This window comes from Enterobacter cloacae complex sp. 6730903, assembly GCF_048283985.1.
In the GTDB taxonomy this organism is placed as follows: domain Bacteria; phylum Pseudomonadota; class Gammaproteobacteria; order Enterobacterales; family Enterobacteriaceae; genus Enterobacter; species Enterobacter hormaechei_C.
Map to the genome: position 1 here is coordinate 4538 of NZ_JBLVXX010000061.1, position 15925 is coordinate 20462.

The following is a 15925-nucleotide window of genomic DNA, read 5'->3' on the forward strand; positions in this document are numbered from 1 at the left end:
TGACAGTGCCTTCTGATGCTGCTCAGACATACTATGCACAGATATAATCACCCGTCCGTCCTTGTGATTATCGGAAAAGGCCATGCACCGGAGTCGGCAGACCGGTATGCAGTGATGTGACTTTAATCTTTATCAGCAGGCGCATTTCGTATTAAGGGAGCAAGTGTTAGCAACCCTGCCCAGGACGGAAGGACACTATCAGGACTGAACGCCAGTTTGGCGATTAAGGGGGTTAAATCTGCCAGTGGCTGACAGTGCCTTCTGATGCTGCTCAGACATACTATGCACAGATATAATCACCCGTCCGTCCTTGTGATTATCGGAAAAGGCCATGCACCGGAGTCGGCAAACCGGTATGCAGTGATGTGACTTTAATCTTTATCAGCAGGCGCATTTCGTATTAAGGGAGCCAGTGTTAGCAACCCTGCCCAGGACGGAAGGACACTATCAGGACTGAACGCCAGTTTGGCGATTAAGGGGGTTAAATCTGCAAGCGGATGACAGTGCCCCAGCTGCTGCTCAGTCACACCACGTCCTGATAAAATCTCCTGCCCGGTAATGTGATGACCGAAAAAAGCCCGTGCACTGGTGTCGGCAGACCGGCACGCAGGAATATGACGTTAATCTGTATCAGCAGGTACATCTCGCATTAGGGAGCAAGTGATAGCAACCCCGCCCAGAACTGAAGGCCAGCATGAGGACAGAACCCCAGTTTGGCGATTAAGGGGGTTAAATCCGGCAGCGTGAGTAAGTGCCCGTGCTGTGTTAAAGAAATATTCCCTAAGGACAATCTTCCGCTCGGCCTTTTGTATAAAGTTGTCACCCCGGGAGCGGGGATCACTTTACCTGCTTAGCCTAAATCTTACGTCAATCGCTATCCGGAATTTTAGCTTAATGGTCCTGAGTAAGTTAAAAGGGCTACCCATAATGACGTCCCCAGATGGTGATAAAGGAGTTAATTCCGCCTTCGGCTTACAGTGCCGCAGCTGCTGCTCAGCAACACCACGCCCTGATTAAATCTCCCGCCTGTCCTTGTGATGACCAAAAATAGTCCGTGCACTGGCGTCGTAAGACCGGCATACAGGAATGAGGCGTTAATCTTTATTAGGTGGCAGGATTCGCATCATGGGAGCAAGGGCCCTAGAACTGTAGACTAACATTAGAAAATCACAGTTTGGCGATAAAGGGGGTTAAATAAGTTAAAAGTCTTCGGTGAGCAAATTGGATAAATTTTCAGAAACCAAACCGTTAATAATAAACTTTTAGAAGAATGATTAAAGGATATTAAGTTTTGTATGCAAAATGACACCAGTGATCTGTTTTCACTAATAATGCCGCGCTACTTTGATTACCTTTGGTAAACAAAAATGTAATTTACGTGATTTTCATCTTATAATGTCAGTATTGAAGTTATAAATTTTGTTTACTTAATGCGTACACAACCTAACTGCGATTTGTATTTATGTCACTGTTTTTACACCACATTAATTATAAAACCAAAATTTGCAGCACAGTGATGAACTCATTAAGTCACAACCTCATTTGTTTACTTAAGGCATACAATAAAAAACCAGATTCTTATGAGACATCTGGTTTAATTATTTTTGCTTGAAGATATTTACTCTACGCGGCCAAACCCGCTGCTACTTCTTGAGCATAGAGAATTTCTATTGCCTCGCCATAGCTACAATTCTCGCGGCTTTGAATTTCCCATAATTTACTCCTGTCAGCACTATCCGTAGTAAAACAAAGCTCCATTTTCCGGTCTACGTATAACCGACAGATCTCTTGGAAGTTTTCGAACCTGACTAACATCTCTGAAAACACCTTTTTGACTGTACGAATATTTTTCATACGTTCATATTCTGCATCTGAAGTAGAAAAATATTTATTAGCCTTCATTGCTTCAATGCTTTCTTTTTCTTGTTTCATGATTATCTTCCAAGGCGAGTTAGCAGTCAGGGCCCGGCCAACAGAAGAAGTAAAATAATCTTCAAACGACTGTGTGATACAGATGCCAGCGCAGTTTGTTTTCCTGAACCTACGCCATGCCGCTTCGAGGAAGGAAGAGAAGAATTGGTTTGATTGATTTCCGGCACCTGATGAATTATCAGGACGAATGTACTCCCATGCTTCATCAAGGATGAACAAGCGACGACGCCCATCTTTTTTGATGAACATTGCATGCTGAGCAGCCTGAATGATAGACATTAATACAACTGTCTGAAGGTGGGGGGTGCCTTTTAGCTCCTCCAGTTCCAAAACAATAAATCTGCTGTCGAAGTTGATTGGAGGCAACGTATCGGTAAACCGGTGCCCATAAATTCCACCTTCGCACCATGCTCCGAGTTGCTCCCCAATATCCTTTATACGTTTGTCTTCATGCTTCTTGCAACGCAGAGCAAAGCCGGTTATTGAACCGGTCCGACCTGATTTTCTGGATTCTTGGTACTCTTCTGCAATAAGCTGAAGCATCACTGATTGTTGATAATCATCGATAAGGCCTTTCTCTGAAGCCATAATTTTTAGCTGATTCAAAACCATTATGGTCTGAGCAACTTTGTCTTTTTCTGCATCGTTTGAAGTTGATTCACCGGTAAATTCAGGTGCTTCGTTAAATACATCGTCGTTAACAGTGATGTCAGTTAGGAAGGCAAAGGGATTTAGGGTGAAGTCAGGGGTTTTACCGAAATCAATAAATTGACTGTTTGTATATTGTTCCGCAATCCCCTGGTAAGAACGGCCCACGTCCACAACAAATACTTGAGCACCGTCAGGATCTTCATCTGGGTATTCGTTTTCTAAAAAATGCTTAAATGTTGAGCGATAATGAACGAGGTTATTAGATCGCGGTCCAGCTCCAAGATAGTTATTGATTAGATATGCTGTCCAGAATGACTTCCCTGCACCTGACGTTGCACCAATAACCATGTTATAGCTTGCAGAAGTCTTGAAAATATCAAGTCCCATGAGTTGACCTTCACGAGAAACTAAACTCAGTACTGGTCTATCTGTATTACCTTTCCAGGGCCCAAAGATCGGTGTCATATGAGCCGCTCCGGTGTTGCTCACTACTTCGGAACGGTCAAGGTCGAAAATTGTCTTTGGGTCATTGCACATTGGCAGACATGACATAAATGACGGGAAAACGATAAAGGAATCATCTGCTACTTTGACCCGGCTTTCGAGGTAAAAGGATTTGAGATCGTTAGCTGCTGTCTGCACAGAATTGGCATTACTACCCATAACAGTGAAAGTAAGATACCCTCTTAAAAGCTTTGCGCCATCCTCAAGCTCGCGAGTTACGGCCATGTAGTCATTATCCATATCCCGCAGGCGAGGGCAGAATGTGACAACTGAAGGTATACTTGCCTGTTTATTAGTGATTGCTTTGTAGCGGACGTTTTCTTTTGACAACTTGAGCGGATCGGCAAACTGAACAGTCTGAGTGATCATAAATGGGCTGAAAATTGTCTTACGTCCATGCATCCAGTTAACTACTAACTCATACATACAACCGAAATTGACGTATTCAGGAAACTTTACAACGGAAAGTTGTTTGAAGTAACGATGCTCAGATTCGTCGTCACTTTGTGTGACTGATGAGAAATGATTTTCTGTGACTGTATACTTACGGCCGGGAACGTTAACTTGTTCATTAAGCCTTTTCATAGTGTTAACGTCTATGAAACCTTCAGCCCACCGGGAGTTCTTTCCGGGGTTTACGACCTTATCTATACAATAGAGCCAGTTTTCTGCATCGACCTTAAACGGATGCAATCCAATCGTAATTAACTTACTTACAAGTTCAGAGTAAAGTGAATCGATACGCGAATGTTCCAGCTCGGTAGGAAGGGCAGACTGTAAAGGAATCGATAGCGAGATCCATACCTGAAAATCCCTCAACATAAGGTTATCATGATCAGGTTTTAAAGGCTTATGCATACTTCTGTCGTAGTAGTCCAACTGATAACCATTAAGCAGATCTGCTTTAAGCTTATCGTTCCCAGTCATACGCCCACCTCGCACAGCTGACCAAGCACTAAGCTGTAAAGTCAGGTCTGGCAATGCAGTCAGAGATATTTGACAGACAGTATCTGTAGGGAAATCCATTTTGAACATTTCAGCAAGAACATCTTGCTGATTATCAAAAACTCCAGGGGATGGATTACAGATAAACATAAACCCTAATCTGTTGCCATCAATCAAAAAATAGTGAGTCCCTGCTAATTGATCGTAAACAGGGATAAACCCACCTAATTGATGGCGATTTAAACCGCTATTGTAATTATTGATAGCTTCCATATTTGACCTTACAGTTGTCTAACAATGCCGTTCGAAGAGACAGCTTTAGTTGCTTTTTGTTGCTGCTGCATATTTTCCCGGGCCGCATCCTGTACTTCTAAAGGAACTATGCGAGCTGGGTTTGAGGTCGAATTCTTGCCAGCAATCCATGTTTGCGGTTTTACGTTGACATAAACGTAGCCGGGAAGATTAAGCGCATCGTTATCATCGGTATAAGGTGCAAAAGTAATTCTCATTACTTTCCCCTGTTGCAGAACAGCAAGTGGTTCAGGAGCCACTACAGCTTGTTTATAACCTTGCGAACGGTATTGCTGGATCTGCCCAGGGTTGAGAGTCGGGTTAACGGGCTGGCCATTGTAAAGAGAGTACATATCCTTACCAGGGCTGATATCAGAATTAGGTGCAACGTAGCGTGGGGCATTTCCAGCAGAAACCGGATAGCTTGTTTGTTTAACGACTTCCGCAGCCGGATGAACGAAAGGGTTACCAGTTGAAGAGGCAGTGCTATAACTGCTAGTCATCCTTACGTTTGAATTAACCGGTACACCAGAAATAGGCCGTGGTCCAATGGATGAAGTAGGGGCACCCATTTTTAAAGTTTTATCGTACATGACAGGTAACTGACCAACTGGCTTAATTTCGGTTTTTGAATAAGCCACAGGCTGATTTTTAAGGGTAGTAGACTGTGGATATTTGACTTCCCCTGGAGGGCTAATTTCAGTTGGATAACGGCTGTCATTGACAGCCGATTTCTCCTTTCCCGATTCCGACTCTTCCCCCGCCAGTGCAGACAGATCATCTCGATTATTAGTTAACTCCATAACTTCGCGAGGACCTTTACAGATAACGCCCTTTTCAATGCCTGGACATTCGGATTCGGAACTACCGATGGAGCACCCCGTAAGATATGAGGATGTACCTACAACCAGAGCACTGAGTACCAATCTTTTGATGTTCATAAACTAGCCTTAATTTGTCTCAAATGGATTTTTTAAGAGAGGTTCAACGCTTTGGTTCAACCAGTAGTCGAAATCTTTTGGAATGCCATTACCAGCCAAACCATCCTGTCTGACAACTGAAGGTACACCCTGCAATTTATAAATTCCTGCGAGCATCAATGACGCTACCAAAGGTTCCGCCGGACATTCTTCTGCTTCTTTTTGAGAGAGCAATCTTTTTTCAATGTCGGATTTGCTTCCCATTAGCCAACGAAGAATATCGAGGTTGTTTATTTTTCCTTTTTCTTTACTACACCAGAGCCTTCTAAGCTCTTCTTTTGGCTCACCGGGTGAGGGAACTAAAACAATATCTATCCGATACTTGTCCCGATCTGCATAGAATTTCTTAACAAGTTCCATGCAACCGTCACAATCAAGTGTTATGAAAATGGCTGCTTGTCTTTTAAGCTTTGAATTTCCCAGAGGAATGGACGCTACAGTTTCCAGAGGGAAGGGGGCCTCATCAAGACTAATAAAATAGGAATTCCTGATTTCTTCTACAGTCAGAACAGGTTTACGTTTAATTACATCAACAAGGCTTCCCCCAGTAAGGGAGTATCGGCCATCGGTCGTTACTGCCATTAGCTGCGAACGTTCGTCCTGAAAGAGGTATAGCCCACCAGAAGGAATGTATATGGCATCCTTAGGTTTATATCCTTTCATTTTTGATAACACACCCGAGATCTGACTGGGTGAAACGCCACCTTCCTTTGCCTTTGCCATTAACGCAGCAGCATCACTATTAGTTAGGACCTGCTCTGAAGCATAAGTGACCGTATTCGCCATAATGGCGAAAGCCGCCATTAAAGGGAAAAGTAACTTTTTCACTATTGGGTGCCCTCTACTTCTTTGCATTATAAGAACTTGATTGTACCGCTTCAGAGCTATCTTCAAGTTCCATATAAGTGACGATTTCAACACTATCCGGTACAGTAACGGCAAGCGTTGCATCAATAATTAAATAGCCACGGTCACGGTAGATCTTCATTAATGTTCTGAAATATTCTTCGAATTGAGATCTATCATTGTCAGCAGTACGGCCTCCGTGATGCTTGAAAAATTCCTTACGTAATTCAGGCATGTCAAGCACTGCAATCTTGTACGAAGGCTGGGATTGTTTATTGAAGTAATCGTAAACATTCATAAAGCCTTTATAACCATAAATAATGACCAATACGGCAAAGGCGAAGAAAAATAAATACTTCAATATTTTTTCAATATCAATTTCGAAGGTAATTTTTTTTGTTGTCCTTTCTCGCACCATTTTTTTAGTGATTTCAGGTCCAGCTGATTCAGGCGATTCTTTTTTTTCTAAACTATCCATTTAAACCTCAGCGACTGGTCAGATTCGTTGGAATTGTAGTTCCGGTCTGAACGACAAATGTAATAGCTCGGCCAGGGCTAATTTCTACGATTGGCCACTGTTGTTCTGCAATTGCGGTGTAGTAATCGACGAGTCGATTAAGACCACCTTGAGCTGCACCAGCCCCGGCTAATGCCCCAAGTGCACCAAAATTAGGGGACTGATACTGAGCCTGTGAATTAGGGTCGATGTTAAGTGAAGATACCTTACTGGGACTTAAGCTACCGGCAAGTGAAGAAAGTCCACCGGCAAATGCAGCTCCTGCAATTGCGTTACCATTTCGGCTGATAAGCGTGCCTCGGATCCCATTTTTTCCGTCATTTTCACTTACAGCATATGCTTCCAGTTTTACGTCAAAAGCTTTCCCTTTTGAATTAACACAAGAGATAGAAGTGGCACGTATGTAAGCACGCTGTGACGCCAGATCACCAACAGCTGAACCCAGAAGGTTACAGTCACGCAAATCCATGGTGAAATTATTGGGCATGATGACATCTTTTTTAATACGCATCGTTACTGGCATTGGTTCTGATTTGGAAGAAAGGCTTGTAGGCGCTTCAAGCCCGGTAATCAGAACACCAGTGATAATAGATGTTGCCGGAAGAAACATTTCATCTTTTCGGGCAGCATGCCGCGCTTTGCTATCAACTGGCGCAGTACCATCACCTCGTACAGTCCGAGTTGGCGCTTTATCTCCTGCAATGACCTCTCTGCCTTCCTTGATTCTGTTTTCAGACACGGGCATAACCTGAATGACACCATCGGTACCATTAGTCTTAATGGAACTTTGTGTGATTGTTCTCATTGGGCTATTACGCGTAGGTGTGATAGAAGCGTAATTAGGGTTTACGCCATTAATCGGCGCATTAGCATTAAGCTGATAAGGAGCTGCCGGTGCCTGCTCATTAATCGTTTTACGCGAACTACCAGCATCCAAGTTACGATTGCCGTTTCGATTTGTCTGCATATCATTAATTTGCTGAGACAGCTGCTGAAGTTGAGAAGTTAAACTTGCAACTTGGGCTTTAGTTTCCTGTTGGGCTTTTTCTGCTTTTTCGCGGTCCTCTTTCGCCGCATTTTGGTCAAGTCGGTTTTGCTTAACCATTTCTTTATATACTTTCTGGCTTTCTTCATTACTCAATTTGTTCATTTGCGAATCATCTAACAACAAATTGGTCTGCATGTCTTTTTTCTGTGTTTTCTTTTCTTTCTTAACTGGTGTGGAAAAAATAGACTGGCTAATAATATAAACAATCACTACCAGCAGAGCGCCAATAACAGAAAGTCTGACGGTCTTATTTTCCCAGGCCTTTTTAATGTCCATGATTAGCTCCACTTGTAGGTTTCTGGAATCGTTTAATTTTTAGATTTCGTTCGCTGTCAGACATCTGAGGAACGATATAGGGTTCACCTGCTCTGGCCCAGTTTTCACGAACAGATGGATGATTCATTTCAGCTTTATCTATCTGGCTCGTTCTAGATATTTCATGTTTGTAATTAGGTTCCAAAACGTTACTTTTGTGATAGTCAAAAGCATTCTCCTCATTAATATTGCCCTCTCCTACAAATTTATCAATAAGAGTTGGATCGTTCATTATTACTGTCTGAACGGGAAAAGCGTTACTGCCATCTTCGATACTAATGGGTGCGTCCGGAACGATTAATACACTCCTTTTTGGTATATATTCTGACCTGTAGTAAAAGCTGGTTAAAGCAAATACGACAAAACCAATCACGGTGGCCCCAAGCAGAGCAGGCAAAGTAACTTTTCCCATATTATTTTCTGATTAGACTTGGTCTGGTTGTAACCCGGGCCTCGCGTTCCTTGAACAATTTATCCCGGACTATGTAAAGCTCTGTTTCTTCTCCCGGTTGCAGGTATGCTTTATCAAATAAAGCACTTGCAATAACGCCTTCTGCCATACACTGCTGATCAGCAACGATTTGACCGTATGGTTTATCGTTTTTCACAAGAATTACATCAATAAGTTCACGTGAGCCAACCAGTCTCTGACCGAGCTTTGCATACATATTAAAGTTACATGGTGACTGCTCTGGCGCAGGAATACGAGAAAGTCGGTCCTGTTGTAAACTGAATCCTGAAGGGACCTCACCAAGAGCCACAGGAGTCAATAAATCAATGATTCTTTGTTTATGATCGTCTTGTTTTGGATCCGTTGGAGCCAGTTCTTCTGACTGGGAGCGGGCCAACATTTCCTCATAGTTTTGCTTATCCAATGAGGTTTCACGTTTGGCTTGCATAGATGGGCTTAAAGATGTAGTAACTGAAATCATCGCACCGGGAACATCAAGCGGTACCAGGGTCAGGTTATAGGTCGATTCAGGTACCTGATCTTCAGACAACATAATCCCGATTGGTTTATCGGTATTAGTTGAAATAAAGACATCGCCACCATTAACAAATATGCTTGCCTCTTCAGCAGGGGTAGAAGTACTGACAGAAGCATTCTTGAAGCTGGTCGATATTCTGTTTTGAAGTCCTCGTGAAACTGGCAGTACCACATTCCCACCAGGCGGCACATTTACACGCTGAACTTCTTTATATCGGTTACGAGCTTCGACATAAAGTTCATCGGCTTTTGACGTGGCGGTCGCATTGGTTGCATTCTGCTGGGAAGAGGTACCTGTTGGTCTCCCATAGCTATCAATTGCACCAGATCGGGTCTGTGCGTCAAATCCGGGGAGACTAGGATTATTTGATAATGCTCCAGTAATAGCGCTTACCGCAGGCGAAGCATTGCTGGCTGGGGAAAGTTGCACGGTAGGGAGATCAGTTGTAGGTTTTTGTCCCTGCGCATTACCGGCTTCACTAAGGTTTGTTTGTGCACCTGACTGTTCAGAACCAGCTTGACCCGGAATAATGGCTTTTGCAGCTCCATTCTGAAATCCGTCAGCACCAACTGGCATTACAACCGGGTTATTAATTGTTGCTGGCAATTGGTATTCTTCAGCGATTACGCAGTTCGAAGTCGTGAGCATGATCAATGCTGTAATTGCGTTGAAGCCTAAGCCCTTTTTTTTAATCATCACTTGTTACCTGTAGACGGTGGCGGATTATCCAGCGTTGCCAGTTGCTCTTTGCCGTTTATCGTAATTTTTTTAATATTCGGTGTTCCGGAATATTGATTTACATATGCAATTCTTGGGCGACCATTTTTCATCCCGAGAACCCATTCATAAGTCCATTTCGATGATTCAGTTTTGTCCGGAACATTTACAAGTCGAGTCGTTTTGGTACCCCAGACATAGACCATGTCATTTTTTGGATCAAAGTAAATATCATTAGGCTTAAAGGTCTGCTCAACACCACGAGCCTGCATGATATTTATCTGCTCCTGTAAAGACTCACTCGTTTTAGCCTGTAGTTCAGGTGAAAGGGCATCGAGGACATAGGCCGTCACAAAGGAAATATTAGTTGGATTAATATTCCCTAAAAGGGTACTAAAAAAGAGAGCCCATTGTGTTTTATAAGATTCCGATGCTTTGTTACCAACAACCGTGATCTCTTCATTCATGTTTGGAGGGGTAACAATCGTCACTGGGTCAGTGAAAAAAAGAATCTTTGCAACCAATAACCCAATGACGGCTATTGAAACAGTATTAATGCGGATAAGTTTTGTATCACGATTAATCAGGGCGCTGTATGTAATTCCAGCACCTGACGCTTCAGCTTGTGGGCTAAATCGTTTTTTAATGTCCAAAAAACGTCCCTTAGCACTTTCATCTTTCTTTACGTATGACTGTTCAAGATCACCGTTTTCATCCTTTTTAGATTTTTTGAAAAAAGGGATGTTAATGCCACTTAGCATTTTCATTCATAGCTCCATCAAGAATACAAATCTCTGATAAATGGATCGTTGAAATAACGGCTACTAAAAACTGCTTTACCTGGCAAAAAACCGAGCCACCAGAGTTTGTGTTTTAGCAATCCTCTTATTCCTGACTCAGCTGCTTTGTTATACGCAATCCAATACACAACCGCTGCTACAACAGAAAACCCGAAGCATTCGAAGATATTCCCAAATGCAACCAGAATGAATGCAAGCCCTAATTTTTTGGCATCCCAAAACAAAATCAGTAGAGGCATGTTGATCCTGAAAGGGAATCTATAGGTATGCTGAGGAACGTCGTTCTGCTTACTCATTAAAAATCCAGAGAGGGGGATGAACCCCCTCATGCATGATTAACAATAAATTACAGCGGTACGCCAGCATCCATAAAGGTGCTGATAATTTTCTCGCCGTTGGCCATTACCAGCATCATGAATAATGAAACCAGTGCCAGGCCCGGGTTAGGCTTAAGGACAGAGAAATATACGCTTGAGATCAACATCGCGGCTGCCAGAATTTTGCCCGGAGCTCCAGTCATACTTTCACTCATGTATGACCAAATATCTCCCAGTGCCCCATCATCTGAACCCGCATATGCCAGACCGCAAAAAAGCACGGTCAGCAGAACAAACAAAATCACTTTTGCGCTTTTTGTTTTAAAAAGTGCAGCCGTGTTAGATTTCTTTTCACTAAGGCCAATATTTAAAGAAAGTTCCATAATTACTCCGTGTAGATTTGAGTTCACGTAAACGCGAATGAATAATACTTTTTTATTCCGATCCTTCCGTTCGCATAAACCCCCTTTTTTTAACGTTTAGCGATTGGTGAATTTTTAAGCAAAGGGCCTAAAGCATAATCTTTGAAAGGTACCAGTGAACGCTTAGTAAAAGTTTGAAAGAGGGGAGGGGGTAAGATTACGTTAAGCTCAATCCTGAAGCTGATGAGACTCCTCAAGCATAAAAGTCACTTTTGATGGTTTGAAAAGCTCTAACTAGATATCGGGCAGGTAACTAAGCTTCATATCTAATCTTTTTTGTTCCCTTATTATCTATCTCTTGATTCTGAGAAGGCCGCATATCACTGTGCTCCCTGGTTCGGCAACTATCAGTTGGAGAAACTACATACAATCCTCGGGCCGGTGCGTCATTCATCTAAATGCCTTTTACACCTCTGGGCGTGAGTGGGACTTTGTCTTGTCCATACGAACATCATTCATTCGAATGCTTTTGGCCAATGCTATTTAAGCAAATGCTTTCTGGCTGAGTCCTTTTGCGAATGAGTCTTTGATATAACTGCATGAATTTTGGGTTGTTTGGTGTACTAACAAAACAAAGGCATTTCTTTGAATGCCATTGGAGTTGTGATGCTTCTGATATTTTTTTGATCTCATATCAAGCACATAGTCCTTCTGATGCCCAATGTCATAGATGTCTTGGACCATTCTCGCTCTTAACAAAGCTGAACTGTGTGTCATTCGACCTAATGCCATTCACCAAAATGCCTTTTTATACCACTGCATAGCTATGCTCGGGATACAGTGGCAAACAAAAGCATTTCAATGAATGAATTTTTGGGATACCGACATCAAAAGCATTTGTATGAATGTAAGAGGCGTAATCCACAAAAGGCATTCACGTGAATAGAGTGCGCACGAAACCATCTTGCTCAACGGCATTTAATGAATGGGCTAGCATGTACGCTTGAGTCAGAAAGGCATACAGATGAATAGTCAGGAGTTCGTTTGAAAAGTTACTTTTTTGCACATTAAGCCGAGATGTAAGACCAGTAGTAAAAGAAGCACTAAGCATAGCACTGATAAATAACTTATTTTTCAGCAGGTTATAACCAGTGCATACCAGATAGCTTTCAACCTTGTTTGGCAAGGGCCAGCTTAGGGCTTCTTTTGAAGATCTGAAATTGTATGTCGCGACCTTTCTTAACTTCTTGATAATCGAGATATCCGATAGATTCAAGTTCCCGCATTGCTTTACGAATTATCTGGTTTTGCGTACGAATAGGGGTTGTAAGAAGCAACCTTTCCCTCAACCGTTTCATATTAACGAACAACGTACCAGCTGGCATTGCTTCAAAATAAATATAGAGAGATTGCGCAGCTTCTTTTTTAGCCAAAATGTATAGAACCTGAAGGCTTAACAATGTCTTATGGTCGTAACGATACAGTTCCCACATAGAAGGATCCCCAACCAGCTCAACAGTATCGCTTTTTGGATCAATCATAGCCTTCTGCACCAGATGCGTTACTGTGAACCGACCACTACGAGAGTCTGAGAAGGCAAGCACTACCGATGCAAGGTTCATTAATGACTCTTTAAAGCGCGCACGAGTTCGTTTGTTGATGTTTGTTGAACTGATACCACACATCTTCGCAAACTCGTTAAAAGTCAGGCTAATCTTCTCGGAAGTAAAACCATATTTACTGAAAGCCATGATGATCCCGAGCCAGCACTTAAAGTCGGTAGACATAGATAGTTTGACACCAGTTATCTTGATGTCGTCATAACCCTCCGATCTTGCAATTTCCATACACGAAAGCTCATCAGAGGCATCAACTTCAAAGTTTCGGTCGCGGTTTTCTTTTGTGCCGACAGGGGTAAATACACTCAATCTCAGCAGGGCCACGGGCTGAACCGACTTGGACGAGTTAGGCGTCAGTTGATAAGTCTTACCTGATTCATTACTGGTTACGTCAAAAGGATGGATTAACTCGTTGTTTTTAATCATTAACTTAACTCGTCGGTGATAAGATTTTCATTTGGCAAACTGTTTATAACATATTCTTGCAAATGCTTTTTACGCATTTACCTAAATGCCATAAGCATTCCAGTAAATGCCTTCCTTATTCATTCAAATGCTTTTCGCATGCATCCGAATGCCGGATCCTTTCATAAAGTTACTATAATCAATGAGTTAAAGATGCCGTGATCTTTACTTGAACTCTATTGATCTTTAGTGATCTAAAGAATTGATCTAACCTGTTGAAAACAATGATAAGTCCATATAAAACAAGGAATAGCGCTCCTTTATCAATATCTACAGATCGCAAACGGAAATGAAAGTGGGTTTACTATCATTGTTTTATTCAAGACAGTTTTTATTTTAATTTTATTAAGCAAATTTTTTGAGTTTACCTTTTAGATGTATCAGCCCTATTTGGCAAATTTGAGGTTCATGTATCATGTAGTAAACAGGAGGAAGATATGAACAACAGCAAACATACAGTCATTGAAGTGGATACTAATCTAGTTGAAATTGAAAAGGGATTTAATCCCCGAGAGGCGGTAATCGGAGATTTGTGTTACGAACAAGAACCTGTCAAATCGATGATTGTGTCAATCAAACAAGTCTTTAAGGAAGGAAGGCAGGTTGATATGATCAAGGTCGTAAAAAGAAAAGGTAAATATTTAGTTCGTCAAGGTCATACTCGTTTTCATGGCTTAAAATTAGCAATTTCTGAAGGTGCTAATATTCCAAAATTATCTGTTATCTTAATCGATTATAAAAACGAAATTGAAGAATACCTTGAGAACCTCGATGGTAACAGAAGCAATGGGCTAAATCCGGTTGGGCAAGCTCATGCATTAGCTCATGCTGTTAGTCTCGGGTATTCGGTTGAAGAACTAGCAATGCGATATCAACGATCAACTACCGCAATTCGTAATATGCTAAAAATCCTTGATATGCCATTAGAGCTTCAACGTTTGATTAGCCTAAATCTAATCAAAAAAACGCTCGCCATTGAAATAATGTTAAAATATTCCAACGATCACAAAATGGTTTTAAAACATATAGAAGGTTTCTTACCTGGCGTTAAGAATATTGAGACTACAACGAGCAAAATTGTAGGCATACCTGAACACAATGCAGCTGGAGCAGGACCAGACACCTTAAATAAAGGCGGACCAGAAAAGAAAAATTCGGCAGTCACACGTAAGACTTTGGGTATTAAGCGCCTCTCGCATAAGAAAACAGAACGGCTAAAATCTGAATTTCTTGAGCTTGTGGAAAGTACACATACGGAATCTATAACGAATACTCAAACAGAACTAAAATTTGGTAGAGATAGTGCACACTTGTTCAAAAATGTTGATAGTAAAAATGTAATATTTTCTGATGATGGTGTTCAAATAATCTTGAATGATGAAAAGCTAAATATTTTATTGTCTTTACTTAACGACGAAAATACAGCAATCATTCTTTCTAAACCAAAATTAGAAGAGCTTCTGGAAATTCGAGATCTCCTTAAGGAATAAAAAACCGAGGATTAGTTGAGTGATTAAACCTATAAAGCTGACTCTTATCGATAATTATAATGATTTGCTTCTAACTCATGAAGTCCTTAAACGCAACATGGAAGAGTTAGAACACGGTAAACGTTTTGACCAATTTCCTGAAGGGCATGACCACTATGAAAAAACTGTGAAAGAAGCTGTAGCAATCGTAGAGGCACGTTTGGAGGTGTTTCGAAAATGAAATCTCTTTTCTTTACTCTTGATGGTCATATGGTACCAGCCTCAGTGAATGTATCCCTTAACGGAGATGGAAATTATTATGCACCTATCGAAAGAGAATGTAACGAATGTGCGGGCACAGGCCACAAAGGGGCTGATGTATGTGAAAAGTGTCATGGGGTGCAAACAGTTGGACCCATTATTGAAAAATTAGTGGTACTAGAGCCAATTACCTTTCTCGATAACATTCCGGAACTGCGTGTTAACCCAACACTCGAAGCATGGAAATCCAGAAACCACGTACTTATTGAGAAAGCAAAAAAGGCTAACACTAAGTTTTCTAATAGTATATTGGCGCAACTAGACAATAACCGTTTTTTGACAGAACGCCAGCTGGATTGTTTCTTTACAACCTTTGATGTGATGTTGTCTGAAACTCCGGAAAATGAACAAGAAATTTTAAAACATAGCTACAATATCGGCCAGGTCATAAGCATTGAACTAACATTTACTGAAGTCAGGGCCGCGTACGCAAAAAGTAAAGGGAGTTATTTTTTTACATTTACTGGTAAAGTTAGAAATGACGGGATCGCTTTAACGGCCGATAAACAGGATCACATTTTATTGGGTGAACGTTATCATTTGACTGGAAAAGTCAGAAAATTCTATGATTTTGATTCGAAAAATTATGCTGCAATAACAGTTTTTAAGTTAAGTAAACTCCAAGACAGTTAAATGTTTTACTGCTTAAATATAGAGCCAAGACTTAAACTGTCGTTAGGACTCACTCACGTAATATTGTTGCTTACGCAATGGGTTTTATCCCTCATAAAGATCTGCGAGTATAAATCTTTTACATTTAAATTCCCCTCTATCACAACCTTTTCAATCTGTCTCTTATACACATCTCCGAGCCCACGAGACATACGCCATTATCGC

The 15925-nt window shown here is 41.5% G+C and carries 14 protein-coding genes; 3 read left to right on the top strand and 11 right to left on the bottom strand.

The window, feature by feature from the left end:
- Positions 1 to 1623: 1623 nt before the first annotated feature.
- The 11 genes from ACNQ0W_RS22825 to ACNQ0W_RS22875 form a co-directional block, all read right to left on the bottom strand.
- Positions 1624 to 4305, bottom strand: a complete 2682-nt coding sequence (locus ACNQ0W_RS22825; RefSeq protein ID WP_256633074.1) for a TraC family protein — start codon at positions 4303 to 4305, stop codon at positions 1624 to 1626.
- An 8-nt stretch (positions 4306 to 4313) separates the two neighbouring features.
- Positions 4314 to 5264 (bottom strand): IncHI-type conjugal transfer lipoprotein TrhV, encoded by a 951-nt coding sequence (gene trhV, locus ACNQ0W_RS22830; RefSeq protein WP_001022588.1) that lies wholly within the window; start codon positions 5262 to 5264, stop codon positions 4314 to 4316.
- 9 nt (positions 5265 to 5273) lie between these two features.
- Positions 5274 to 6026: a protein-disulfide isomerase HtdT gene (gene htdT / locus ACNQ0W_RS22835; RefSeq protein ID WP_182911723.1), complete on the bottom strand. Its 753-nt coding sequence runs from the start codon at positions 6024 to 6026 to the stop codon at positions 5274 to 5276.
- A 118-nt stretch (positions 6027 to 6144) separates the two neighbouring features.
- A complete protein-coding gene (locus ACNQ0W_RS22840; protein ID WP_000377632.1) occupies positions 6145 to 6627 on the bottom strand; it encodes a hypothetical protein in 483 nt (160 codons plus the stop codon).
- 7 nt (positions 6628 to 6634) lie between these two features.
- The gene (gene trhB, locus ACNQ0W_RS22845) at positions 6635 to 7990 is read right to left on the bottom strand and encodes an IncHI-type conjugal transfer protein TrhB (RefSeq protein ID WP_000351841.1); all 1356 of its coding nucleotides are present in this window, start codon (positions 7988 to 7990) and stop codon (positions 6635 to 6637) included.
- Positions 7980 to 8441: a plasmid transfer protein HtdO gene (gene htdO, locus ACNQ0W_RS22850; RefSeq protein ID WP_000521242.1), complete on the bottom strand. Its 462-nt coding sequence runs from the start codon at positions 8439 to 8441 to the stop codon at positions 7980 to 7982. Before htdO ends, trhB begins: the two co-directional genes overlap by 11 nt.
- Before the next feature lies 1 nt (position 8442).
- On the bottom strand, positions 8443 to 9714 hold the full coding sequence (locus tag ACNQ0W_RS22855; protein WP_000592092.1) for a TraK domain-containing protein: 1272 nt from the start codon (positions 9712 to 9714) through the stop codon (positions 8443 to 8445).
- Positions 9714 to 10502 carry a TraE/TraK family type IV conjugative transfer system protein gene (locus ACNQ0W_RS22860; protein ID WP_000783153.1) on the bottom strand — a complete coding sequence of 263 codons (789 nt, stop codon included), beginning with the start codon at positions 10500 to 10502 and terminating at the stop codon, positions 9714 to 9716. The genes ACNQ0W_RS22855 and ACNQ0W_RS22860 overlap by 1 nt, the downstream gene beginning before the upstream one ends.
- 11 nt (positions 10503 to 10513) lie before the next feature.
- Positions 10514 to 10864: a type IV conjugative transfer system protein TraL gene (locus ACNQ0W_RS22865; protein WP_001447770.1), complete on the bottom strand. Its 351-nt coding sequence runs from the start codon at positions 10862 to 10864 to the stop codon at positions 10514 to 10516.
- A 17-nt stretch (positions 10865 to 10881) separates the two neighbouring features.
- Entirely contained in the window at positions 10882 to 11235 is a 354-nt protein-coding gene (locus ACNQ0W_RS22870; RefSeq protein ID WP_000423602.1) for a hypothetical protein, read from the bottom strand.
- A gap of 1148 nt (positions 11236 to 12383) precedes the next feature.
- Positions 12384 to 13259, bottom strand: a complete 876-nt coding sequence (locus ACNQ0W_RS22875; protein WP_000594611.1) for a RepB family plasmid replication initiator protein — start codon at positions 13257 to 13259, stop codon at positions 12384 to 12386.
- A 476-nt stretch (positions 13260 to 13735) separates the two neighbouring features.
- Between ACNQ0W_RS22875 and ACNQ0W_RS22880 the strand changes: the two genes are divergently transcribed.
- From ACNQ0W_RS22880 to ACNQ0W_RS22890, 3 genes are read left to right on the top strand one after another with little or no spacing between them, the layout of a single operon-like run.
- Positions 13736 to 14788 (top strand): hypothetical protein, encoded by a 1053-nt coding sequence (locus ACNQ0W_RS22880; RefSeq protein WP_417933258.1) that lies wholly within the window; start codon positions 13736 to 13738, stop codon positions 14786 to 14788.
- 19 nt (positions 14789 to 14807) lie between these two features.
- The gene (locus ACNQ0W_RS22885; protein WP_000594930.1) at positions 14808 to 15008 is read left to right on the top strand and encodes a hypothetical protein; all 201 of its coding nucleotides are present in this window, start codon (positions 14808 to 14810) and stop codon (positions 15006 to 15008) included.
- On the top strand, positions 15005 to 15721 hold the full coding sequence (locus tag ACNQ0W_RS22890; protein WP_000838219.1) for a zinc finger-like domain-containing protein: 717 nt from the start codon (positions 15005 to 15007) through the stop codon (positions 15719 to 15721). The genes ACNQ0W_RS22885 and ACNQ0W_RS22890 overlap by 4 nt, the downstream gene beginning before the upstream one ends.
- Positions 15722 to 15925: the final 204 nt, after the last annotated feature.

What these genes read in the sequence shown, in the direction of transcription:
- ACNQ0W_RS22825 (WP_256633074.1), bottom strand. Translation starts at nt 4,305, where the DNA reads ATGGAAGCTATCAATAATTACAATAGCGGTTTAAATCGCCATCAATTA.
- trhV (WP_001022588.1), bottom strand. Translation starts at nt 5,264, where the DNA reads ATGAACATCAAAAGATTGGTACTCAGTGCTCTGGTTGTAGGTACATCC.
- htdT (WP_182911723.1), bottom strand. Translation starts at nt 6,026, where the DNA reads ATGGCAAAGGCAAAGGAAGGTGGCGTTTCACCCAGTCAGATCTCGGGT.
- ACNQ0W_RS22840 (WP_000377632.1), bottom strand. Translation starts at nt 6,627, where the DNA reads ATGGATAGTTTAGAAAAAAAAGAATCGCCTGAATCAGCTGGACCTGAA.
- trhB (WP_000351841.1), bottom strand. Translation starts at nt 7,990, where the DNA reads ATGGACATTAAAAAGGCCTGGGAAAATAAGACCGTCAGACTTTCTGTT.
- htdO (WP_000521242.1), bottom strand. Translation starts at nt 8,441, where the DNA reads ATGGGAAAAGTTACTTTGCCTGCTCTGCTTGGGGCCACCGTGATTGGT.
- ACNQ0W_RS22855 (WP_000592092.1), bottom strand. Translation starts at nt 9,714, where the DNA reads ATGATTAAAAAAAAGGGCTTAGGCTTCAACGCAATTACAGCATTGATC.
- ACNQ0W_RS22860 (WP_000783153.1), bottom strand. Translation starts at nt 10,502, where the DNA reads ATGAAAATGCTAAGTGGCATTAACATCCCTTTTTTCAAAAAATCTAAA.
- ACNQ0W_RS22865 (WP_001447770.1), bottom strand. Translation starts at nt 10,864, where the DNA reads ATGAGGGGGTTCATCCCCCTCTCTGGATTTTTAATGAGTAAGCAGAAC.
- ACNQ0W_RS22870 (WP_000423602.1), bottom strand. Translation starts at nt 11,235, where the DNA reads ATGGAACTTTCTTTAAATATTGGCCTTAGTGAAAAGAAATCTAACACG.
- ACNQ0W_RS22875 (WP_000594611.1), bottom strand. Translation starts at nt 13,259, where the DNA reads ATGATTAAAAACAACGAGTTAATCCATCCTTTTGACGTAACCAGTAAT.
- ACNQ0W_RS22880 (WP_417933258.1), top strand. Translation starts at nt 13,736, where the DNA reads ATGAACAACAGCAAACATACAGTCATTGAAGTGGATACTAATCTAGTT.
- ACNQ0W_RS22890 (WP_000838219.1), top strand. Translation starts at nt 15,005, where the DNA reads ATGAAATCTCTTTTCTTTACTCTTGATGGTCATATGGTACCAGCCTCA.